General features: G+C 29.3%; 23 protein-coding genes. All 23 read left to right on the forward strand.

What is annotated here, in order from left to right:
- The first annotated feature begins 7 nt into the window (after positions 1-7).
- The 23 genes from Q7K47_10275 (at position 8) to rplW (ending at position 21,428) form a co-directional block, all read left to right on the forward strand.
- Positions 8-715, forward strand: coding sequence for a biotin--[acetyl-CoA-carboxylase] ligase (locus Q7K47_10275; GenBank protein ID MDP0507575.1), 708 nt, complete (start codon positions 8-10; stop codon positions 713-715).
- Between the two features lie 2 nt (positions 716-717).
- Positions 718-1,152 (forward strand): hypothetical protein, encoded by a 435-nt coding sequence (locus Q7K47_10280; GenBank protein MDP0507576.1) that lies wholly within the window; start codon positions 718-720, stop codon positions 1,150-1,152.
- Positions 1,153-1,277: 125 nt separating this feature from the next.
- Positions 1,278-1,484: a S4 domain-containing protein YaaA gene (yaaA, locus tag Q7K47_10285; GenBank protein ID MDP0507577.1), complete on the forward strand. Its 207-nt coding sequence runs from the start codon at positions 1,278-1,280 to the stop codon at positions 1,482-1,484.
- A gap of 22 nt (positions 1,485-1,506) precedes the next feature.
- Entirely contained in the window at positions 1,507-2,598 is a 1,092-nt protein-coding gene (gene recF / locus Q7K47_10290) for a DNA replication and repair protein RecF (GenBank protein MDP0507578.1), read from the forward strand.
- A complete protein-coding gene (locus Q7K47_10295; GenBank protein ID MDP0507579.1) occupies positions 2,585-3,118 on the forward strand; it encodes a DciA family protein in 534 nt (177 codons plus the stop codon). Before recF ends, Q7K47_10295 begins: the two co-directional genes overlap by 14 nt.
- Positions 3,119-3,136: 18 nt before the next feature.
- On the forward strand, positions 3,137-5,041 hold the full coding sequence (gyrB, locus tag Q7K47_10300) for a DNA topoisomerase (ATP-hydrolyzing) subunit B (GenBank protein MDP0507580.1): 1,905 nt from the start codon (positions 3,137-3,139) through the stop codon (positions 5,039-5,041).
- A 29-nt stretch (positions 5,042-5,070) separates the two neighbouring features.
- The gene (gene gyrA / locus Q7K47_10305; GenBank protein ID MDP0507581.1) at positions 5,071-7,629 is read left to right on the forward strand and encodes a DNA gyrase subunit A; all 2,559 of its coding nucleotides are present in this window, start codon (positions 5,071-5,073) and stop codon (positions 7,627-7,629) included.
- Between the two features lie 32 nt (positions 7,630-7,661).
- Positions 7,662-8,438 carry a hypothetical protein gene (locus Q7K47_10310; protein ID MDP0507582.1) on the forward strand — a complete coding sequence of 259 codons (777 nt, stop codon included), beginning with the start codon at positions 7,662-7,664 and terminating at the stop codon, positions 8,436-8,438.
- Between the two features lie 14 nt (positions 8,439-8,452).
- Positions 8,453-8,911, forward strand: coding sequence for a YfcE family phosphodiesterase (locus Q7K47_10315; protein ID MDP0507583.1), 459 nt, complete (start codon positions 8,453-8,455; stop codon positions 8,909-8,911).
- A 19-nt stretch (positions 8,912-8,930) separates the two neighbouring features.
- Positions 8,931-9,947: a phenylalanine--tRNA ligase subunit alpha gene (gene pheS, locus Q7K47_10320; protein ID MDP0507584.1), complete on the forward strand. Its 1,017-nt coding sequence runs from the start codon at positions 8,931-8,933 to the stop codon at positions 9,945-9,947.
- 15 nt (positions 9,948-9,962) lie between these two features.
- A complete protein-coding gene (pheT, locus tag Q7K47_10325) occupies positions 9,963-12,353 on the forward strand; it encodes a phenylalanine--tRNA ligase subunit beta (GenBank protein MDP0507585.1) in 2,391 nt (796 codons plus the stop codon).
- A gap of 22 nt (positions 12,354-12,375) precedes the next feature.
- On the forward strand, positions 12,376-13,581 hold the full coding sequence (locus Q7K47_10330; protein MDP0507586.1) for an L-serine ammonia-lyase: 1,206 nt from the start codon (positions 12,376-12,378) through the stop codon (positions 13,579-13,581).
- A gap of 18 nt (positions 13,582-13,599) precedes the next feature.
- Positions 13,600-14,166: an aminoacyl-tRNA hydrolase gene (pth, locus tag Q7K47_10335; protein MDP0507587.1), complete on the forward strand. Its 567-nt coding sequence runs from the start codon at positions 13,600-13,602 to the stop codon at positions 14,164-14,166.
- A gap of 124 nt (positions 14,167-14,290) precedes the next feature.
- The gene (rsxC, locus tag Q7K47_10340) at positions 14,291-15,601 is read left to right on the forward strand and encodes an electron transport complex subunit RsxC (GenBank protein MDP0507588.1); all 1,311 of its coding nucleotides are present in this window, start codon (positions 14,291-14,293) and stop codon (positions 15,599-15,601) included.
- A gap of 42 nt (positions 15,602-15,643) precedes the next feature.
- Positions 15,644-16,573, forward strand: coding sequence for an RnfABCDGE type electron transport complex subunit D (locus Q7K47_10345; GenBank protein MDP0507589.1), 930 nt, complete (start codon positions 15,644-15,646; stop codon positions 16,571-16,573).
- A complete protein-coding gene (locus Q7K47_10350; GenBank protein MDP0507590.1) occupies positions 16,563-17,093 on the forward strand; it encodes an RnfABCDGE type electron transport complex subunit G in 531 nt (176 codons plus the stop codon). The genes Q7K47_10345 and Q7K47_10350 overlap by 11 nt, the downstream gene beginning before the upstream one ends.
- On the forward strand, positions 17,093-17,695 hold the full coding sequence (locus Q7K47_10355; GenBank protein ID MDP0507591.1) for an electron transport complex subunit E: 603 nt from the start codon (positions 17,093-17,095) through the stop codon (positions 17,693-17,695). Before Q7K47_10350 ends, Q7K47_10355 begins: the two co-directional genes overlap by 1 nt.
- Positions 17,696-17,699: 4 nt before the next feature.
- Positions 17,700-18,284 carry an electron transport complex subunit RsxA gene (rsxA, locus tag Q7K47_10360; protein MDP0507592.1) on the forward strand — a complete coding sequence of 195 codons (585 nt, stop codon included), beginning with the start codon at positions 17,700-17,702 and terminating at the stop codon, positions 18,282-18,284.
- A gap of 15 nt (positions 18,285-18,299) precedes the next feature.
- Positions 18,300-19,190: an RnfABCDGE type electron transport complex subunit B gene (locus tag Q7K47_10365; protein MDP0507593.1), complete on the forward strand. Its 891-nt coding sequence runs from the start codon at positions 18,300-18,302 to the stop codon at positions 19,188-19,190.
- A 190-nt stretch (positions 19,191-19,380) separates the two neighbouring features.
- Positions 19,381-19,689 (forward strand): 30S ribosomal protein S10, encoded by a 309-nt coding sequence (gene rpsJ, locus Q7K47_10370; GenBank protein MDP0507594.1) that lies wholly within the window; start codon positions 19,381-19,383, stop codon positions 19,687-19,689.
- A gap of 168 nt (positions 19,690-19,857) precedes the next feature.
- Positions 19,858-20,484, forward strand: coding sequence for a 50S ribosomal protein L3 (gene rplC, locus Q7K47_10375; protein MDP0507595.1), 627 nt, complete (start codon positions 19,858-19,860; stop codon positions 20,482-20,484).
- 27 nt (positions 20,485-20,511) lie between these two features.
- On the forward strand, positions 20,512-21,144 hold the full coding sequence (gene rplD, locus Q7K47_10380; GenBank protein ID MDP0507596.1) for a 50S ribosomal protein L4: 633 nt from the start codon (positions 20,512-20,514) through the stop codon (positions 21,142-21,144).
- Positions 21,144-21,428, forward strand: a complete 285-nt coding sequence (gene rplW, locus Q7K47_10385) for a 50S ribosomal protein L23 (GenBank protein ID MDP0507597.1) — start codon at positions 21,144-21,146, stop codon at positions 21,426-21,428. Before rplD ends, rplW begins: the two co-directional genes overlap by 1 nt.
- The last annotated feature ends 5 nt before the right edge of the window (positions 21,429-21,433 follow it).

Raw genomic sequence — 21,433 nt, forward strand, 5'->3', positions numbered from 1 at the left:
AGAAAAAATGAATATATATAGATTTAAAGAGATAAATTCAACCAACACTTTTTTAAAAGAGTTAGATGAAAAAGAAAGTTATGATATTGCTATAGCAGAAAAGCAAACTTTAGGGAGAGGAAGGAGAGGGAATAAATGGTCTTCTGAAAAAGGAGGGGCATATTTTAGTTTTTTGTTGGAAGAAGAGAGAGGTATTTCTTCTGAAAAATATATAAAATTACCATTAGTTGTTGGTTATTCTCTTTTAAGAACCTTTGAAAAAATGGAATGTTTAGATTTTAAATTTAAATGGACAAATGATATTTATGTAAATGATAAAAAATTAAGTGGAATACTCGTTGAGAAAAAAGCAAATTTTTATATTATTGGTATAGGAATTAACTTAAATAATGAAATAGGAAAAGAATTCAAAGAGAAAGGAATATCTTTGAAAGATATTAATAAAAAACATTACAATAAAGAAGAGGTTATTTTTAAAGTCATTGATGACTTTAAAAATAATTTAAGATATTATTTGAACGGGAACTGGAAAGAGATATTAGACTATTTAAATTCTAGAAATTATCTTCTAGGAAAAAAGATAATTATAGATTTAAGAAATAAAAAGGAAGAAGGAATAGGTCAAGAAATTGATGAAAGCGGAGAATTTTTAGTTGAAATAAAAGGAGAAATAAAAAGCTTTTCCATAGGAGAAATTCATATTAAAAGGAGATAATTATGAAGGGAATAAAATTAGTTTTGTTATTAGTTGCGTTTTCTTTGAGACTGTGTGCAGAGACTAGTCAAGATTTAAAAATTGATTTAAATATAATGACGCCATTGACAGTTTGGGAACAATCTCCAATGAATTTTGGGAAATTAATGATAGGAAGTCAAGGACCTTTTTTAGCAAAGACGGTTTTAAAAGCAAAAGGAGAAAAGAATAGACACTTTAAAGTAAACGTTCCCAGAATAGTTGTTTTGAGAAATATAGAAGGGTATTCTTCTATTAATTTAACTATAGATAGAAATGCAGGAGAAGGAATTTTAGGCGAAGAGATAAATGGAAACATAGGCAGTAGATCTATGACCTTTGAAGGGCGGATAGATGTTCTTGCGAACGAACCAGGAATATATAAAACAACAGTTCCAGTAAAGATTATTTACGATTAAAAGTAATAAAAAAACTTTGTTTATACAAGGTTTTTTTTATTTTAAAGAAAGTGACATCTGGCTCAAAGTATGTTAAAATATAAAGTATGATATACGCTTATTGTTAAGAAAACAAGGAGAAAGAGATGAATAAAATAAAGATAAATACAGAGTTTATAAAATTAGATCAATTTTTAAAATGGATTGGAATTGCAGAAAATGGAGTAATGGCTAAAGAAATAATTTTATCGGGAGAAGTGAAGGTAAACGAAGAAGAAGAAAGAAGAAGAGGTAAAAAATTATATCCAGGAGATGTTATTTTTGTTTTTGGGAAAGAATATACTGTAGAGTAAATGATTTTATAGAGGTGAAGTTTTGAAAATTTTAGAAATAAGTTATATTAATTTTAGAAATTTAAAAGATAAGAGTATAAAGCTATCACCAGGAATAAATTTATTTATAGGAAAAAATGGTCAAGGGAAAACTTCTGTAGTAGAAGCTATATATTTTAATGCTACGGGAAAAAGTTTTAGAACTTCAAAATATGATGAAATCATAAGTTATAATAAAACAAAAACAGGTTGTCATATGAAGTTTATGGATAAGTTAAGTAATAAAAGCCTAGCAATAAAGTTTGATTCGCAAAAAAAAGAATATATTTTTAATAAAAAAAAGATAGCTTATGAAGAATATTATGGAAAAGTCAATATAGTTTCTTTTATTCCTGAGGATATAGAACTTATAATGGGGGCTCCTTCTATTAGAAGACGTTTTTTTAATAGTGAAATTTCTCAAAGTAACGAGGATTATTTTTATAACATAAGAAAATATAAAAAATTATTAAAAATAAGGAATAGGTATTTAAAAGATAAAGATGTGAAAAACGAGATGTATAGAATATATGAAGAAGAATTTATAAAGTATGGTTCTTTAATTGTGAAAAAAAGGATTGAATATGTTAAAAATATATCAATTTTATTAAATTTAAATTATAGAAAACTTTTTGACAATGAAAAAGAATTATGTTTAAAATATTCTTGCTTTTTAGGAAAAGTAAAAAGAATAGAATTAAGTGAAATACAAAAAAAGTTTAGAGAAAGTATAGTTAAAAATTATAAAAAAGAGATAAAATATGGTTATTCTTTTGTGGGACCTCAAAAGGATGATTTTATATTTTTTTTAAATGAGAAAGAAGCAAAATCATTTTCATCTCAAGGAGAAAAAAAATCAATAGTTTTTTCTTTGAAATTGGCAGAATTAGATATGATACTAAAAGAGAAAAGAGAAAATCCTATTTTTATTATAGATGATTTATCTTCATATTTTGATAAAACAAGAAAAGATAATATTATAAAATTTTTAGTAAAACGAAATATACAAGTTATGATTACTTCAACAGAAAATTTTAAAATAAATTCAAAAAATTTCAATGTATTTGAAGGAGAACTTTGTTATGAAAATAATTAGTGTTGAAGAAATGATAAGTAAAGGAATAAAAAAAAGTAAAACATTAAGAGAGGCTTTAATAAAAGCTTATTGGAAAGATATTGTTGATAAAATGGAAGTGAAGTCAGAAGTTATAAAAATTAAAGATGAAATATTAATTGTTAAGGTTGAAGGATCGGCTAATTTACATTTTATGACAATGAAAAAAAATATTTACTTAGAAAATATAGAGAAATTACTAAAAGGCAAATATATAAAAAAAATAAATTATAAACTTGGAAAAGTTAATTTACAAAACAAATTACAAAATAAATTAGAAGAAATAAAAGAGGCTGAAAGAATAAAAGATGTAGATTATAGCATTTATTCATTAGAAGAAAGAATAGAATTATTAGCACAAGCATCTAAAAAAAGAGAAAAATATTTGTTGCAAAATGGTTATAGTAAATGTATTCAATGTGATAATTTATTTTTAGGAAACAACCTTAAATGCCCAAAATGTAGGGGGATAGAGGATAAAACAGTTGTGAATAAATATTAAATGGAGGGAAGATAAATAATGAGCAATTATCAGGCAGAAAATATTACAGTCCTAGAAGGATTGGAAGCAGTAAGAAAAAGACCTGGGATGTATATAGGTACAACTTCAGAGAGAGGACTTCATCACTTAGTTTGGGAGATTATAGACAATTCAATTGATGAAGCTTTAGCTGGATTTTGTAATAAAATAATAGTAAATATTCTTCCTAACAACATTATTGAGGTTATTGACAATGGAAGAGGAATTCCGACAGGACTACATCCTAAATATGGAAAATCAGCATTAGAAATAGTTTTAACAGTTTTACATGCTGGAGGAAAATTTGAGAATGATAACTATAAAGTTTCAGGAGGACTTCATGGAGTTGGTGTATCAGTTGTTAATGCTCTTTCTGAATGGTTAGAAGTTGAAGTTAAAAGAGAAGGTAAAATTTGGTATCAAAGATACGACAGAGGAATACCTGAAGAAGATGTAAAATCAATAGGGGAAACGAATGAAACAGGTACTAAAGTAACATTTAAAGCAGATGGGGATATATTCGAAACTTTAGTCTATAGTTATGAAACATTAGAAACAAGATTTAAAGAATTGGCTTATTTAAATAAAGGACTTGCAATAGAATTAAATGATCAAAGAAAAGAACCTATGAAAACTTCAGATTTAATATTTGAAGGGGGAATAATAGATTATATAAAAGAAATAGAAAATGATTCTATTAAACTTATAAAAGAACCAGTTTACATGTCAGGAGAAGCTGAAAATATTATAGTAGAAGCTGTAATACTTTATAATACAAATCAAAGAGAAAAAATATATTCTTTTGTTAATAATATTCATACTCATGAGGGAGGAACTCATGTGAGCGGATTAAAAACAGCTTTAACTAGAATTATAAATGATGTAGGAAAGTCTCAAGGGTTTATAAAAGAAAGAGATGGAAAACTTCAAGGAACAGATATAAGAGAGGGGTTAACTGCAATTATTTCTATAAAAATAGCTCAGCCTCAATTTGAAGGACAAACAAAAACAAAATTAGGAAATTCTGAAGTAACAGGAATAGTTTCTAATATTGTAGGTACACATTTAAGAATGTTTTTAGAAGATAATCCAGGAGATACTAAAATAATAGTTGAGAAAGTTTTAAATTCAAAGAGAGCAAGGGAAGCAGCACAGAAAGCAAGAGAATTAGTTTTAAGAAAATCGGCTTTAGAAGTAGGTTCTTTACCAGGTAAATTATCAGATTGTTCATCTAAGAATCCAGATGAATGTGAAGTTTATATAGTCGAAGGAGATTCGGCAGGAGGATCAGCTAAACAAGGTAGAGATAGACGTTTTCAAGCCATATTGCCATTAAGAGGAAAGATTTTAAATGTTGAGAAAGCAGGATTACATAGAGCGTTGGAAAACACAGAAGTAAGAGCTATGATTACTGCTTTTGGAGCAGGTTTTGGAGAAAATTTTGATTTAGAAAAATTAAGATATGGGAAAATAGTAATTATGACAGATGCTGATGTTGATGGAGCACATATAAGAACTTTATTATTGACATTTTTCTATAGATATATGGTAGAACTTTTACATAATGGAAATATATATATAGCACAACCACCATTATATAAAATATCAGTAGGAAAATCTGTTTCATATGTTTATAGTGATAAACAATTAAAAGAAGCTCAAACAAAGCTAGAAAATGAAGGTAAAAGATATACATTACAAAGATATAAAGGTTTAGGAGAAATGAATCCAGAACAATTATGGGAAACTACTATGGATCCAGATGCAAGAACTTTTTATCAAGTTCAAGTTGATGATGCTATTGAAGCGGATACAATTTTTGATAAATTGATGGGAGATAAAGTTGAACCGAGAAGAAAATTTATAGAAGAACATGCAGAATTTGTTAAGAATTTGGATATTTAGTAATTGTATGTGGAGAGGAGAAAAATATAATGTCTAACATAATAAATAGATATGTCGAAGAAGAAATGAAGGAATCATATTTAGATTATTCGATGAGTGTAATAGTTAGTAGAGCTTTACCTGATGTCAGAGATGGGATGAAACCAGTTCATAGAAGAATTTTATTTGCCATGAACGAAATGGGAATGACTTATGAAAAAGCTTATAAAAAATCAGCAAGAATCGTTGGGGAAGTACTAGGTAAGTATCATCCTCATGGAGATAGTGCGGTTTATGGAACAATGGTTAGAATGGCTCAAAGTTTTAACTATAGATACGAATTAATTAATGGACATGGAAATTTTGGATCAATTGATGGTGATTCAGCAGCTGCAATGAGATATACAGAAGCTAAAATGTCTAAAATAACTAGTGAATTATTAGAAGATATCGATAAAAATACAGTTGATTATAGAAAAAACTTTGATGATTCCTTAGATGAGCCGGTAGTTTTACCAGCAAAATTACCAAATTTATTATTAAATGGAGCTACAGGAATAGCAGTCGGAATGGCGACTAATATTCCTCCTCATAATTTAGGAGAATTGATTGATGGGATATTGGCTCTAATAGAGAACAGGGAAATAACCTCTTTAGAGTTGATGGACTATATTCCTGGGCCAGATTTTCCAACAGGAGCAATAATTAATGGGAAAAAAGGTATTGTAGATGCATATACGACAGGTAGAGGAAGAGTTAGAGTAAGAGGAAGAGTAGAGATAGAAGAAGGAACAGGAAAATCTCCAAAAGCGTCAATAATTATTAAAGAAATTCCTTTTCAAGTAAATAAATCAAATCTTATTGAAAAAATAGCTAGATTAGTTAGAGAAAAAAAGATATTAGGAATAGCTGACTTAAGAGATGAATCTGATAGAGATGGAATAAGAATAGTTATAGAATTAAAAAGAAATGAAGAACCAGAAATAGTATTAAATAAATTATATAAATATACAGAACTTCAAAATACATTTGGAGTTATTATGCTGGCGTTAGTAAATAATGTTCCTAGAGTGTTAACTTTAAAAGAGGTTCTAAGTGAATATTTAAAACACAGATTTGAAGTTATTACAAGAAGAGTAAAATTTAATTTAGAAAAAGCAGAAAAAAGAGATCATATATTACAAGGATTTAGAATTGCTCTAGAAAATATAGATAGAATAATAGAACTTATTAGAGCTTCTGCAGATGGAAGCAGTGCTAAAGAATTATTAATAGAAAAATATGCTTTTTCAGAAATACAAGCAAAAGCTATTATGGATATGAAACTTCAAAGATTGACTGGTTTAGAAAGAGAAAAAATAGAAAATGAATTTATAGAACTAGAAAAGAAAATAAAAGAATATAAATTAATATTATCTGATGATGACAAAATATATGAAATTATAAGAGAAGAGTTAGAAGAATTAAAAGAAAAATATAATGATGAGAGAAGAACAACTATTCAAGACGAAAAATCAGAAATTAATATAGAAGATTTAATTAAGGATGAGAAAGTATTGATAACCATTACAAATAGAGGATATGTTAAGAGAATAGGATTAAATACATATAAATCTCAAAAACGTGGGGGAAAAGGAGTTTCAACTCAAAACACAGTTGAAGACGACTTTGTTCAAGATATGGATATCATGTCGAACTTGGATTCTATGATGTTGTTTACAGATAAGGGAAGAGTATTTAATATCAAGGCTTATGAAATTCCGGAAACTTCAAGACAATCAAGAGGAAAGTTAATAGAAAATATTATTAAACTTCAAGAAGATGAGAAAGTTAGATTTACAATCAAAATAAAAGAATTTACAGATAAACAAGAAATTATATTTGTTACTAAAGATGGAACTGTTAAGAAGACAAATTTAATGGAATTTAAGAATATAAATAGTTCTGGAATAATTGCAGTAAAATTAAGAGAAGAAGATGACTTAATTTATGTTGGCGTTGTTACTGATTTAGAAGATCAATTATTTATTGCAACTAAAAAAGGTTATGCAATAAGAGTTTCTACAGGTGAAATCAGAAGTTTAAAAAGAAATACAACTGGGGTTAAGGGAATTACGTTAAGAGAAGAAGATCACGTTGTATCTGCTTTATTAATAAAAGATATCGAAGAAGAAAATATTTTAACAGTTACAGAAAATGGATACGGGAAAAGAACAAGAATTAATGAATATCCTCTTCAAGGAAGAGCGGGAAAAGGAGTTATTAATTTAAAATGTAATGAAAAGACAGGAAATATAGTAGAAGTTAAGCCAGTAAGGATGGAAGAAGAATTAATGGCGATAACATCGATGGGAGTTGTTTTAAGAACTCCAGTAGATTCAGTTTCTATTTATGGAAGAACAGCAATGGGAGTTAAAATAATTAGGACTTCTGAAGATGAAAAATTAGTTGCTATAGCAAAAGTTAAGAATGAAAAAGATGAAGAAAAAATGTTACAAGAAGAAGAAATGGAAGGTAAAGAAATTAAAAAAGTTTCACAAGAAGAAAAAGATTTAAAAAAATCTGAGGATTTGTTTAAAGTTTTTGATAATGAAGAAGATGAAAACTAATTACTAATGAAGCTACATATGGAGGGGATTTTATGAATAAGAATGTTCTTTTGGTATTAGGAAATGGTTATAATAGGGAAAATCTTATTAAAAGTGCGCTATATTTAAGAGATAACTTAGGGGTTGAAATAAGACCGATTCATGTGAGGGATGTTAGAAAAAAAGAATTTTTGCCCAATGCTATTGATGGAATAATGTTAGAACCAATGATAGCAGGGGTAAACAAAGAATGGACAGAATATGAGGATAAAGAAATTTTAAAAATTCAAGATTTGTTAAAAAAAAATAGAATTGAAAAAGATTTAGAAATAAAATATGGAATAACTCCTGAAATAGTTATACAGGAACTAAAAAAATCAGATATGCTTCTTATAGAAAAAGAAGAAAAATTTACAGAAGATTTAATAGTTTTAATGAAAAGATTTTTCAAACCAATTATAGTTGTTAGGGATAAACCTTTAAAACTAGATAAAATATCTATAGCTAATGATGATGGAACTAAAGTTAATAAAAGTTTTCAAAGATTTTCAAATATATTTGATATAAAGGAAGTAAGGTCTTTAAAGTTGAAGGAAACTTCTTCTGATGAAGAAGAAAATTATTTAGAAACATTTATTCTAAACAAGGGATTAAAACTAACTTCTAAACAATTTGAAAAAGAGAATATAGAAGAATTTATAAAAGAATGTAACAAAGCGGATATATTAGTAATGGGAAACTTAAGTAATTCTTATTTGTTTGAAAAGATTACTAAAAAAATAGGAATAAAAATTATGGAATCAGTAGAAACTACTTTATTTATAGCTTAAAGGATAGAATAATTATGAAAATATTAGTTATGTCAGACAGTCATGGAAATTTTCAAAATTTTTATAATGCTTGTATTAAAGAATCTCCGGAAATTGTACTTTTTTTAGGAGATTTAACAAAAGATGCTTATGAAATAGAAAGTATATTTCAAGATATCAAGTTCTATATAGTTAGAGGAAATTGTGATTATGATGATTTTAAGTCTGATGATGAAAAAAATATTGAAATAAAAGGAGTTAAAATATTTTTAACTCATGGGCATATATATCAAGTTAAAAGAAATTATAAATCAATATCTGCTAAGCTAAAATATGCAGATATTGTTCTTTTTGGACATACTCATGCTAAATATCTAGAACGATTAGAAAATAAAATATTGTTTAATCCAGGAGCTCTTATTTTAGGGGAATATGGATTAATTGAAATAGAAAATAATAAACAAATAAAAATTAAACATAAAAATTTAGGTTAGTCTTATGTGGGAGGAAAGAATGAAAGAAAAGTTATCTTTGCTTAGTAAACAAGCAAAAGAAGAAATTTTTAATTTGAAAGAGCTTCAGGAATTAGAAAATTTTAGAGTTAAATATTTAGGTAAAAAAGGACAGTTAACAGAAATTTCTAAAGGAATGAAGAATTTAACAAAGGAAGAGAAACCAGTTATAGGTCAAGCTTTAAATATAGTAAGACAAGAAATAACAACTTTAATTGAAACTAAAAAAGTTGAAATTATGGAAATGCTAACAGAAAAAAAATTAAAAGAAGAGGTAATAGATATAACTTTATCTGGTAAAAAAGTTGAAGCAGGAAGTATTCATCCTTTAACAGAAACAGCTAATTTTTTAAAAAAAATATCTATGGAAATGGGATTCGATGTTGCAGATGGACCAGAAGTTGAATTGGTTTCATATAATTTTGATGCTTTAAATATTCCAAAAACGCATCCATCAAGAGATTTAACAGATACTTTTTATATATCTAAAGATGTTGTTTTAAGAACTCAAACATCTCCAGTTCAGATAAGATATATGTTAGAAAAAAAGCCACCTTTTAGAATGGTTTGTGTTGGGAAAGTATATAGACCAGATTATGATGTTTCTCACACTCCAATGTTTCATCAAATGGAGGGACTAATGGTGGGAAAAGATATTTCTTTTGCTAACTTAAAAGCAATCTTAACAGAATTTGTAAATAAAGTTTTCGGAGAAACAAAAGTTAGGTTTAGACCTCATTTTTTTCCGTTTACAGAGCCAAGCGCAGAAATGGATGTAGAATGTGTTATTTGTAAAGGAAAAGGATGTAGAGTTTGTAAAGGTAGTGGTTGGCTAGAAATTATGGGCTGTGGGATGGTAGACCCTTCAGTATTAGAAGGAGTTGGATATAATCCAGAAGAAGTTTCAGGGTTTGCATTTGGAATGGGTATAGAAAGAATAACTATGCTTAGACATGGAATAGATGATTTAAGAGCATTCTTTGAAAATGATATGAGATTTTTAAAACAATTTAAGTAGGAGAGTGGATAGGTAATGTTAATTTCGTTAGAATGGCTTAAACAATATGTAGATATAAAAGAAAATATAAATGAGTTAGAAAATGCTTTAACGATGATAGGTCAAGAAGTGGAAGCGATAAATATACAAGGTGAAGATTTGGATAATGTTGTGATAGGCCACATAGTTGAATATGGTAGGCATCCTGAAGCAGATAAATTATCTTTATTAAAAGTTGATGTTGGAGAGGAAGAAAATCTTCAAATAATTTGTGGAGCTTCTAATCATAAATTAGGAGATAAAGTTGTAATTGCAAAAATTGGTGCAGTTTTACCAGGAAATTTTAAAATAAAGAAAAGTAAAATAAGAGGAATAGAATCACAAGGAATGTGTTGTTCAGATGAAGAGCTGGGCTTAGGAAAAGACTCTTCAGGAATAATAATATTACCAGAGAATGCTCCAATAGGTGAGGAATATAGACAATATGCGGGATTAAATGATGTTGTTTTTGAATTAGAAATAACTCCAAATAGACCAGATTGCTTATCTCATATAGGAATAGCAAGAGAGATAGCAGCTTATTATGGAAGAAAAGTAAAGTATCCTCATGCAGAAGTATTTGAATCTTTAGATGATATTGAAAATAATATAAAGATTGATATAGAAGATAAAGAAAGATGTAAAAGGTATGCAGGAAGAGTAATTAGAGGAATTAAGGTAAAAGAATCTCCAGAGTGGTTAAAGAAAAGAATAACTTCAATGGGATTAAATCCAGTTAATAATATAGTAGATATTACAAATTTTGTAATGTTTGAATATAACCAACCAATACATACTTATGATTTAAGTAAGTTAGAGGGGAATAATATAATAGTAAGAAAAGGTAAAGAAGGAGAAAAATTAGTAACTTTAATGGATCAGGAAGTTGAATTAAATGGAGAATTAGTTATAGCTGATGCTCAAAAGCCAATTGGTTTAGCAGGAGTTATAGGAGGAGCTAATACTTGTATAAAGGAAGAGACTACAGATTTATTTTTAGAAGTAGCTTATTTTGAACCAGATGATATTAGAAAAAATTCTAAAAAATTAGGAATATTTACGGATGCTTCGTATAGATTTGAAAGAGGCTTAGATATTGATAATATAGAAGAAGTTTTAGAAAGAGCAACATATTTAATTGAAGAGCTTGCAGGAGCAAAAATTATAGGAAAAGCAAAAGATTGTTATTTAGAAAAGGCAACAAGAAAAGAAATTCCTTTAGACATGAATAAATTGAAGAAGTTTATGGGGAAAGAGATAGAAGCTCAAGACGGAATTAAAATTTTAACAAACTTAGGTTTAGAAGTTAAAACTTCTTTAGGGGAAGGTGCGGTAGTAGTTGTTCCTCCTTTATATAGACAAGATTTATCGAGACCTGCAGATTTATATGAAGAAGTTATACGTATGTATGGATTTGAAAATATTGAAAATAAAATGCCAATAGAAGATATAACTGCAGGTAAGAAAGATCAAACAATTTCTTTAATGGATGAAACTAAAGAAATGTTGGCTAAAATAGGATTACAAGAAGTTATAAACTATAGTTTTATTCCAAAGGAAGTTAATAATATTTTTGAAATAAATAAAAATGAATTAATGATATTAAATCCAATAGTTGAAACAATGTCTATGATGAGACCATTTTTAGCTTATAGTATTTTATCTAATATAAAAGAAAATTTAAATAGGAATCAAAATTCAATAAAAATATTTGAAGTATCTAAAGTTTTTGAAAAGACAGAAGATCTATTGGCTAAAGAAGAAGTTCACATGGCCATTGGAATTTCAGGAAGAGAAGAAAGAGATCTTTGGAATTCAAAACCAGAATCATACGACTTCTATACATTAAAAGGATATGTAGAAGAGTTTATGAAACAAGTTGGAGTTAAGAATTATAAAGTTGAAAGGACGGATAATAAAAATTATCATCCTGGAAGAGCTGCAGATATTAAAATAGGAAAAGTTTTAGTAGGAACTTTTGGAGAGATACATCCAAAAGTATCTGAAAAATTAGAAATAGAAAGAGAAAGAGCTTATATTGCTGAAATTAATTTATCTTTATTAGAAAGATATATGAAAAAGAAAAGTAAATATGAAAAAGTAGTTAAATATCCGGAAGTAAGTAGAGATTTAGCAATTGTTTTAGAGGAAAATATATTAGTAGGAGAAATGATAACAGCGATTGAAAAAAGTTCATCTTATATAGAAAGTGTTAATCTATTCGACATTTATAAAGGCGAACATATAGAAAAAGGGAAGAAATCAGTTGCTATAGGAATAATATTAAGAAAAAAAGAAGGAACTTTATCAGAAGAAGAAATATTAAAAGTTCAAGAGAAAGTTTTATCGTTAATTGAGAAAAAATTTAAAGGAGAGATAAGAAAATAAATAAAAAGTAAGGAGGGGTAAAATGGATTCGTTAAAAGAGTTATTCAAAATTGGAAATGGACCTTCTAGTTCGCATACTATGGGACCAGAAAGAGCTGCAAGAAAATTTAAAAAAGAGGTTAGTAATGCAGAAAAATACAAGGTGGAGCTCTACGGTTCATTAGCCCTTACTGGAAAAGGACATTTAACAGACTGGATAGTTGAGAAAACTTTAGGTAAAGAAAAAACTGAGATTATTTGGAAGCCTGAATTTATTCATCCTTTTCATCCTAATGCAATGAAATTTTTTGCGTATGATAAAAATGGGGATGAAATAAAAAATTGGTTAGTTTTTTCAGTTGGTGGAGGAACTATTATAGAAGAAGGACAAGAAAGAAATTCAAGGTCAACTGTTTATCCTTTAAAAAAAATGGATGATATATTAGAGTGGTGTGAATCTAATAAAAAGGAATTGTGGGAATATGTGTTCCAATATGAAGATAAAAATATAAAATTATTTCTATTAGATATATGGCAAGCAATGAAAGAAGCTGTAGAAAGAGGAATAATTAAAGAAGGAGTTCTTCCTGGAAGTATCGGGTTAAAGAGAAGAGCAGCAGTATTTTATAAAAAAGCCAGAACAGAAGGGAAAGTAAGAGCTTTTAGAGGAAAACTATTTGCTCATACTTTAGCTGTTTCAGAAGAAAATGCTGCAGGAGGAAGAGTTGTAACAGCTCCTACTTGTGGAGCGGCAGGAGTTATTCCAGGTACTTTATATACTTTAGTAGGAACTTTTGAATTATCTGATGATGAAATAGTAAAAGCGTTAGCTATAGCGGGTCTTATAGGAAATATAGTTAAAGAAAATGCTAGTATATCTGGAGCTGAAGCAGGATGTCAAGCTGAAGTAGGAACAGCATGTGCTATGGCAGCAGGAATGGCAACCTTTATAATGGGAGGAACAAAAGAACAAATAGAGTATGCTTCAGAGATGGCTTTGGAGCATAGTTTAGGATTAACTTGCGATCCTGTTGGAGGTTATGTGCAAATTCCATGTATAGAAAGAAATGCATCAGCAGCAGCCAGAGCTTTAGATACAGCTAATTATGCTATATATACCGATGGAATTCATTCTGTTTCTTTTGATGATGTGGTAATTACAATGAAAGAAACAGGAAAAGATATGAAAAAAGAATATAGGGAAACTTCATTGGGAGGATTAGCAAAATATTATTGTCCTCATTGTTAAAGAAGCTAGGAGAAAGAAATGAAATTAATAATTGGATTGGGAAATCCAGGTAAAAAGTATGAAAAGACAAGGCATAATATAGGTTTTATGGTGGTTGATGAAATTTCTAGAAAATTAAATCTTAATAATTTCAAAGAGAAATTTAAAGGATTATTAATAGAAACTAGTTATAATAATGAAAAATTATTTTTATTAAAACCACAAACGTATATGAACTTAAGTGGGGAATCGATAGTTGAACTTGTTAATTTTTATAAGTTGGATATTGAAAAAGATGTGATAGTAATTTATGATGATATGTCTATGGATTTTGGAAAAATAAGAATAAGAGAAAAAGGTAGTGCTGGTGGACATAACGGAATAAAATCAATTATATCTTTTTTAGGAGATAAATTTACAAGAATTAAAGTCGGTATAGGTGGAGCAAAAACTGATGATAAGATTATAGAACATGTAATAGGTCGGTTTTCAATAGAAGAAGAAAAAGACTTGGGAATTATAATTGAAAATGTTTCTGAAATGACTTTATTGTTAGCAAAAGGTGAAAAAAAAGATAAAGTATTGCAGAAAACTAACAAAAAGTGATTAAATAATACTCAAAATGCTCAAAAAAATATTGTTAAAAAATTATAAGTGTGGTAAACTCTAGAGGGGATTATTTATTATATTAATTAATAAATTTTATATAAGTTTAAGGAAGGAGATTTGTATGAAGTTTTTTGGATTCAAGGGTGGAGTACATCCGCCTGATAACAAAGCTCAAACGGCAAAATTAGTAACTGAGGATATGGTGTCACCTAAAATGGTATACGTACCAATGCAGCAGCATATAGGAGCTCCATTAGATCCAATAGTGAAAATTGGAGAAAGAGTTTTAAAAGGTCAGAAAATAGCTGACTCGAAGGCATTTATGTCTACAACTATTCATGCACCAGTTAGTGGAGTTGTAAAAAAAATCGAAAAGCGTGTTTTTCCTTTAATGGGACAGGCTAATACTGTTGTAATTGAAAACGATGGTAAAGATGAATGGTGTGAACTTGAGAAAATTGAAAATTGGAAAGAGGCATCAACTGAAGAATTATTAAAGCTTATTAGAGAAAAAGGAATTGTTGGTATTGGTGGAGCTAGTTTTCCAACTCATATTAAGCTAAACCCACCAAAAGATTGTAAGATTGATACATTATTATTAAATGGAGCTGAATGTGAGCCTTATTTAAATTCAGACAACAGACTTATGTTGGAAGATCCAAAGGCAATAGTAGAAGGTATTAAGATTATTAAAAAAATATTAGGTATAGATTCTGCAATTATAGGAATAGAAGAAAATAAACCAGAAGCAATAGCTAGTATGAAAAAAGTTTGTGAAGGAACAGGAATAGAAGTATTACCTCTTCACACAAAGTATCCTCAAGGAGGAGAAAAACAATTGATAAAGGCAGCTCTAAATAGAGAGGTTCCGTCTGGAAAATTACCAGCAGCTGTAGGAGTAGTTGTTCAAAACACAGGAACTGCAGCAGCAATATATAGAGGAATTGTATTAGGACAGCCTTTAATTGAAAAAATAGTAACTGTTTCAGGAAAAGCAATAAAGGAACCTAAAAATTTAAGAGTAGTTATAGGAACTCCTTTTTCTGAGTTACTAGAAAAATGTGGAGTAGATAGAGAAAAAGTAGATAAACTTGTAATGGGTGGACCTATGATGGGTATGGCACAATTTACAGAAGATGTTCCTGTTATTAAAGGAACAGGTGGATTATTAGCATTGACTGATGAAGAGACTAACTACTGTAAACCTCAAGCATGTATTAGTTGTGGTAAATGTGTAGATGTATGTCCTATGAATTTAGTACCATTTATGTATGGGAGATTAGCAATAAAAGAAGAATGGGATAATATGGGGCAATATAATTTAATGGATTGTATTGAATGCGGTTCTTGTGCATATATATGTCCAGCAAATAGACCATTAACTGAGGCTATAAAAATAGGAAAAGCTAAATTAAGATCAATGAAAAAATAATTAGCAGATAGGAGGAGAGAAAAAGTGTCAAAAGTATATAATATGGGGCCATCACCTCACATAAGAACTTCAGAAACAGTAGACAAAGTAATGCGTGATGTTATTATAGCATTAGTTCCAGCTTTGTTAATGGCTATATATGTTTTTAAATTAAAAGCTGTAATAGTAACAGCTGTTTCAGTTATATTCTGTATGTTGACAGAGTTAGTATTTAATAAGATAAGAAATAAAGATTGTACATTACATGATGGGAGTGCTATTATAACAGGGCTTTTATTTGCATTTGTAATACCTGTAGATATGCCAATTCAATTTGTAATAATTGGAGCAATTGTTTCAATAGCTTTAGGAAAAATGCTGTTCGGAGGATTGGGACAAAATATTTTTAATCCAGCTTTAGTTGGAAGAGCATTTATTCAGGCTTCATGGCCAGTAGCAATAACAACATTCTCTTTGGATGGAATGGCAGGACCAACAATGTTAGACGCTATGAAAAGAAGCTTACCTTTAGGAGATGTTTTAATAGGTAAAGGAAATATATATATTCAAAGTTTAATTGGAAATATGGGTGGATGTTTAGGAGAAACATCAGCATTAGCCTTGCTAATAGGGGGATTATATTTAATATATAAAAAACAAATTGATTGGAAAATGCCAACAATAATAATAGCAACAGTATTTGTATGTACTTATTTACTAGGTGCAGAAAATCCTTTAGCTCAAATTCTTTCAGGAGGATTGCTATTAGGAGCATTCTTCATGGCAACTGATATGGTAACTAGTCCAGTAACTCCTAAAGGAAAAATAATTTTTGCTCTAGGGATAGGATTTTTAATTTCAGTTATAAGAATGAAAGGTGGATATCCAGAAGGGACAGCGTTTTCAATATTAATAATGAACGGTGTAACACCTTTAATAAATAGATATACAACACCTAAGAAATTTGGGGAGGTGAAAGCTAGTGGAAAATAGATTTATACGTTTTGGATCTGTTTTATTAATTATAGCAGCGATCTCTGCAGGTTGTTTAGCTGGAGTTAATTCTATGACTAAGGGAGTAATTGAAAAGAATAAAATAGCAACTGCGAATGCAGCTAGAAAAGAAGTTCTTCCAAAGGCAATAAAATTTGATGAATCATTAGCAAAAGAAAATGAAGGATTAAAATTTATACCAGGAGTAGATTCTTCAGAAAATATAGTTGGTTATGTAGTAGTAGTGGATCAAGGTGGATATGGAGGAAATATTAATTTTTCTTTAGGAGTAGATTTAGAAGGAAAAATTACAGGGCTAAGAATAATGAACCATCAAGAAACACCTGGATTAGGAGCTAAAATTACAGGACTTGAATGGGAAAATCATTGGATAGGAAAAGATAAAACTTGTACTTTCGATAAGTCAGTAGATGCTTTTGCAGGAGCAACTATTTCTCCAAGCTGTGTTTACGCAGGTATTCAGAAAGCATTATCAGCATATGCGGGGGTGAATAAATAATGGCTAAAAATAGATTAAGTATAGTTATAAATGGATTAGTAAAAGAAAATCCAGTATTTGTTTTATTACTAGGGTTATGTCCAACACTAGGAACAACAACTTCTGCAATTAACGGTATGTCTATGGGACTTGCTACAACAGCTGTTTTAGTGTGTTCGAATTTTTTAATATCATCAGTAAAGAAATTTATACCAGATAAGGTAAGAATTCCAGCGTTCATTATGGTAATAGCCTCTTTAGTTACTGTTGTTCAAATGATGATGGAAGCATATACTCCTGGAATTTATAAAGTTCTAGGTTTGTTTATACCTCTGATAGTTGTTAACTGTATAGTTTTAGGAAGAGCTGAAAGTTTTGCTTCTAAAAATGGAGTTTTTGACTCGTTATTAGATGGATTAGGGTCAGGTCTTGGATTTACATTAGCTTTAACAATATTAGGATCAATTAGAGAAATTCTAGGAAATGGATCATTATTCAATATTTCTCTTTTCCCAGCTAGCTGGCAACCAGCATTAATATTCATATTACCTCCTGGAGGATTTATGACTATAGCTTTTGTTATTGCTTTTCAAAACTATTTAAAACAAAAGAAGGAGGCATAGTTAAATGGATTTCGGAAAATTATTTAGTATAATTATAACTTCAATCTTTATTCAAAACTATGTTTTTGGTAGAGTATTAGGGATTTGTCCTTATATGGGAGTTTCTAAAAAAGTAGAATCATCTATTGGGATGGGAATGGCAATTGTATTTGTAATTTCATTATCATCCGCGATAACATGGATTATATATCAATATATGTTAGTACCTTTTGGTTTAGAATATCTACAAACAATAATGTTTATATTAATCATTGCTTCTTTAGTTCAATTTGTAGAAATGGCAATTCAAAAATTATCGCCTAATTTATATAATGCTCTAGGGGTTTATTTACCATTAATAACAACAAATTGTTGTGTATTAGGGGTTGCAATATTAAATATACAAGAAGGATATAATTTTATAGAAACAGTAGTAAACGGAGCAGGAGCAGCAATTGGTTTTACATTAGCTTTAGTATTACTTGCAGGAATAAGAGAAAGAATGGAATATTCAGATATTCCAGCACCTTTCAAAGGTGTTCCAATAGCATTTTTAGCAGCAAGCTTTTTGGCAATTGCATTTATGGGATTTAGTGGAATGAAAATATAATTTTTGGAGGTCAAAATGGGTAGTGAAATTTTAATAGCTATGGTAATTCTTGGTGTAACAGGACTTGCAATGGGGCTATTCTTAGCTTTTGCCTCTAAAAAATTTGAGGTTAAAGTAGATGAAAGAGTTACAAAAATAACAGAATGTTTACCAGGAGCAAACTGTGGTGGTTGCGGATTCCCTGGTTGTGGAGGATATGCAGATGCAGTAGTTAACAAAGGAGCTAAGCCAAATTTATGTGCTCCTGGTGGTGCTGGAGTATCTGAAAAAGTAGCAGAAATTATGGGAATGAAAGTTGAAGCTTCAACTGGAGATAAAATAGTAGCTAAAGTTCTTTGTCAGGGAAATACAAAGAATGCGAATACTAAATATAATTTCAGAGGAGAAATACAAACTTGTGCAGCGGCAAATATTTATGCAAATGGAGAAAAAGCATGTTCATATGCATGTTTAGGATTAGGAGATTGTGTAAAAGTTTGTCCAGTAGGTGCTATAAAGGTTGTAGATGGAATAGCTAGTATAGATGAAGAAAAATGTGTATCTTGTGGTGCATGTAAGAATACTTGTCCTAAAGGAGTTATTGAAATGTTACCTCAAAAAAAATTGGTAACTGTAAAATGTTCATCTAAGGACAAAGGTGTGGATGCTAGGAAAAATTGTAAGGTAGCATGTATTGGTTGTGGAATGTGTGCAAAGGCATGTCCTAAGGATGCGATTATAATAGAGAATAATTTAGCAAAAATAGATCCTGAAAAGTGTATAAATTGTGGTTTATGTGAGCTAAAATGTCCGACTAATGCAATTGTTAACTTAAGATTTGAAAGTGGTCACGGAGTAAGAAAAAAGCCAGCGCCTAAAAAGCCAGCATCTAAAAAAGAAGAAGTTAAAGCAGAAAATAAAAAATAGAATAAAAAATAGAATAAAAAATAGAATAGTGCTAATAGAAGAGTATCTATTAGCACTGTTTTTATGAAGAAAAAAAAAATATAAAAAAATGTAAAAAAACCTTTGAAATTGTTATAAAGTATGATATAATCTTTCAGGTGTACAAAGGATATTAATTCTTTTAAATGAAAAAATTAAAGGAGGTGTATAGATGTCTAGCAAATTAAGAATCTATTTAAAAGCTTATGATCACATGTTATTAGATCAATCAGCTAAAAAAATAGCGGAGGTAGCACAAAAGTCAGGAGCTGAGATAGCAGGGCCAATGCCACTACCTACAAGAATAAAAAAATACACTGTATTAAGATCAGTACATGTAAATAAAGATTCAAGAGAGCAATTTGAGATGAGAGTTCACAGAAGAATGGTAGAAATAAAAAATTCTACTCAAAAAACTATATCATCATTAACAGCTGTAAATTTACCAGCTGGAGTTGGAATCGAGATTAAACAAGCGTAATTTGAGGCAAAGTATAATGGCTGATTCTCGGGTAATTTGAAATTAAATATAGGTTGAATCAAATTATCCTTACAGAATAATACAAGTTGACGCTTTTTTTAAAGCAAACTCGTGGAACCACGAGGTCAAGTTGTCAACCGATATATTATTTGATGGAGGTAAAAAGAAATGTCAGGAATTTTAGGAAAAAAAATTGGAATGACTCAAATCTTTGAAGACGGGAAATTTGTTCCAGTAACTGTTGTAGAAGCTGGTCCAAACTATGTTTTACAAAAGAAAGAAGTTGAGACAGAAGGATATGTAGCATTACAATTAGGTTTTGATGAGAAAAAAGAAAAAAATTCTACTAAACCAATGATGGGAATATTCAATAAAGCTGGAGTAAAACCATTAAGATTCGTAAGAGAATTAAAAGTTGAAACAGTTGAAGGATATGAACTTGGACAAGAAATAAAAGCAGATGTTTTAGAAGGTGTTGAATATTTAGACATTACAGGAACATCAAAAGGTAAAGGAACTGCAGGTGTTATGAAAAGACATAACTTTGGTGGAAATAGAGCAACTCACGGTGTTTCTAGAAACCATAGACTTGGAGGTTCAATAGGACAATCTTCTTGGCCTGGAAAAGTTTTAAAAGGGTTAAGAATGGCTGGACAATATGGAAATGCTACTGTTACAGTTCAAAACTTAAAAGTAGTTAAATTAGATGTTGAAAACAATGTAATCTTAGTAAAAGGTGCAGTACCTGGACCTAAAAATGGATACGTTGTATTAAGACCAGCTATAAAAAAATAGGTTAGTAGAAGTGAAAGGAGGAAAGAAATGGCAGTTTTAAGCATATATAACTTAGCAGGAGCACAAACTGGAACTGTTGAAGTAAATGATACTATATTTGGAATTGAACCAAATAAAATAGTACTTCATGAAGTACTTACAGCAGAATTAGCAGCAGCTAGACAAGGAAGTGCAAATACTAAGAACAGATCCGCAGTAAAAGGTGGAGGAAGAAAACCTTTTAAACAAAAAGGAACTGGTAGAGCTAGACAAGGAACAATAAGAGCACCACATATGGTTGGTGGAGGAGTTGTTTTTGGACCAACACCTAGAAGTTATGAGAAAAAAGTAAATAAAAAAGCTAGAGTGTTAGCTCTTAAATCAGCATTATCAGCTAAATGTGCAAATGGAGATATCGTTGTTTTAGATGGCGTTATAGAAGCTCCAAAAACAAAAACTATAATTGAATTAACAAAAGCTTTAGGAGCTACAACAAAACAAATGTTTGTAGTTGATGACTTAACAGAACAGAATGATTTTAATTTATTCTTATCTGCAAGAAATTTAGAAAATGCAGTAGTATTTCAACCAAGCGAGTTAGGAATTTACTGGTTACTAAAACAAAATAAAGTTATCATTACTAAAGAAGCATTAGCAACAATTGAGGAGGTGCTTGGATAATGACAGCTTATGAAATTATAAGAAAGCCTCTAATTACTGAGAAAACTGAGCTTCTTAGAAGAGAGCATAACAAATATACTTTTGAAGTAAATAGAAAAGCAAATAAAATAGAAATAAAAAAAGCGGTAGAAGAAATATTTGATGTAAAAGTAGCAAATGTTTCTACATTAAACGTTAAACCTGTAACAAAAAGACATGGTATGAAATTATATAAAACTCAAGCTAAGAAAAAAGCAATTGTTGAATTAGCTTCAGGAACTATTTCATATTTTAAAGAAATGTAATAAAG

This window comes from Fusobacterium sp. JB019, from assembly GCA_030673965.1.
In the GTDB taxonomy this organism is placed as follows: domain Bacteria; phylum Fusobacteriota; class Fusobacteriia; order Fusobacteriales; family Fusobacteriaceae; genus Fusobacterium_B.

What these genes read in the sequence shown, in the direction of transcription:
- Q7K47_10275 (MDP0507575.1), top strand. Translation starts at nt 8, where the DNA reads ATGAATATATATAGATTTAAAGAGATAAATTCAACCAACACTTTTTTA.
- Q7K47_10280 (MDP0507576.1), top strand. Translation starts at nt 718, where the DNA reads ATGAAGGGAATAAAATTAGTTTTGTTATTAGTTGCGTTTTCTTTGAGA.
- yaaA (MDP0507577.1), top strand. Translation starts at nt 1,278, where the DNA reads ATGAATAAAATAAAGATAAATACAGAGTTTATAAAATTAGATCAATTT.
- Q7K47_10295 (MDP0507579.1), top strand. Translation starts at nt 2,585, where the DNA reads ATGAAAATAATTAGTGTTGAAGAAATGATAAGTAAAGGAATAAAAAAA.
- gyrB (MDP0507580.1), top strand. Translation starts at nt 3,137, where the DNA reads ATGAGCAATTATCAGGCAGAAAATATTACAGTCCTAGAAGGATTGGAA.
- gyrA (MDP0507581.1), top strand. Translation starts at nt 5,071, where the DNA reads ATGTCTAACATAATAAATAGATATGTCGAAGAAGAAATGAAGGAATCA.
- Q7K47_10310 (MDP0507582.1), top strand. Translation starts at nt 7,662, where the DNA reads ATGAATAAGAATGTTCTTTTGGTATTAGGAAATGGTTATAATAGGGAA.
- Q7K47_10315 (MDP0507583.1), top strand. Translation starts at nt 8,453, where the DNA reads ATGAAAATATTAGTTATGTCAGACAGTCATGGAAATTTTCAAAATTTT.
- pheS (MDP0507584.1), top strand. Translation starts at nt 8,931, where the DNA reads ATGAAAGAAAAGTTATCTTTGCTTAGTAAACAAGCAAAAGAAGAAATT.
- pheT (MDP0507585.1), top strand. Translation starts at nt 9,963, where the DNA reads ATGTTAATTTCGTTAGAATGGCTTAAACAATATGTAGATATAAAAGAA.
- Q7K47_10330 (MDP0507586.1), top strand. Translation starts at nt 12,376, where the DNA reads ATGGATTCGTTAAAAGAGTTATTCAAAATTGGAAATGGACCTTCTAGT.
- pth (MDP0507587.1), top strand. Translation starts at nt 13,600, where the DNA reads ATGAAATTAATAATTGGATTGGGAAATCCAGGTAAAAAGTATGAAAAG.
- rsxC (MDP0507588.1), top strand. Translation starts at nt 14,291, where the DNA reads ATGAAGTTTTTTGGATTCAAGGGTGGAGTACATCCGCCTGATAACAAA.
- Q7K47_10345 (MDP0507589.1), top strand. Translation starts at nt 15,644, where the DNA reads ATGGGGCCATCACCTCACATAAGAACTTCAGAAACAGTAGACAAAGTA.
- Q7K47_10355 (MDP0507591.1), top strand. Translation starts at nt 17,093, where the DNA reads ATGGCTAAAAATAGATTAAGTATAGTTATAAATGGATTAGTAAAAGAA.
- rsxA (MDP0507592.1), top strand. Translation starts at nt 17,700, where the DNA reads ATGGATTTCGGAAAATTATTTAGTATAATTATAACTTCAATCTTTATT.
- Q7K47_10365 (MDP0507593.1), top strand. Translation starts at nt 18,300, where the DNA reads ATGGGTAGTGAAATTTTAATAGCTATGGTAATTCTTGGTGTAACAGGA.
- rpsJ (MDP0507594.1), top strand. Translation starts at nt 19,381, where the DNA reads ATGTCTAGCAAATTAAGAATCTATTTAAAAGCTTATGATCACATGTTA.
- rplC (MDP0507595.1), top strand. Translation starts at nt 19,858, where the DNA reads ATGTCAGGAATTTTAGGAAAAAAAATTGGAATGACTCAAATCTTTGAA.
- rplD (MDP0507596.1), top strand. Translation starts at nt 20,512, where the DNA reads ATGGCAGTTTTAAGCATATATAACTTAGCAGGAGCACAAACTGGAACT.
- rplW (MDP0507597.1), top strand. Translation starts at nt 21,144, where the DNA reads ATGACAGCTTATGAAATTATAAGAAAGCCTCTAATTACTGAGAAAACT.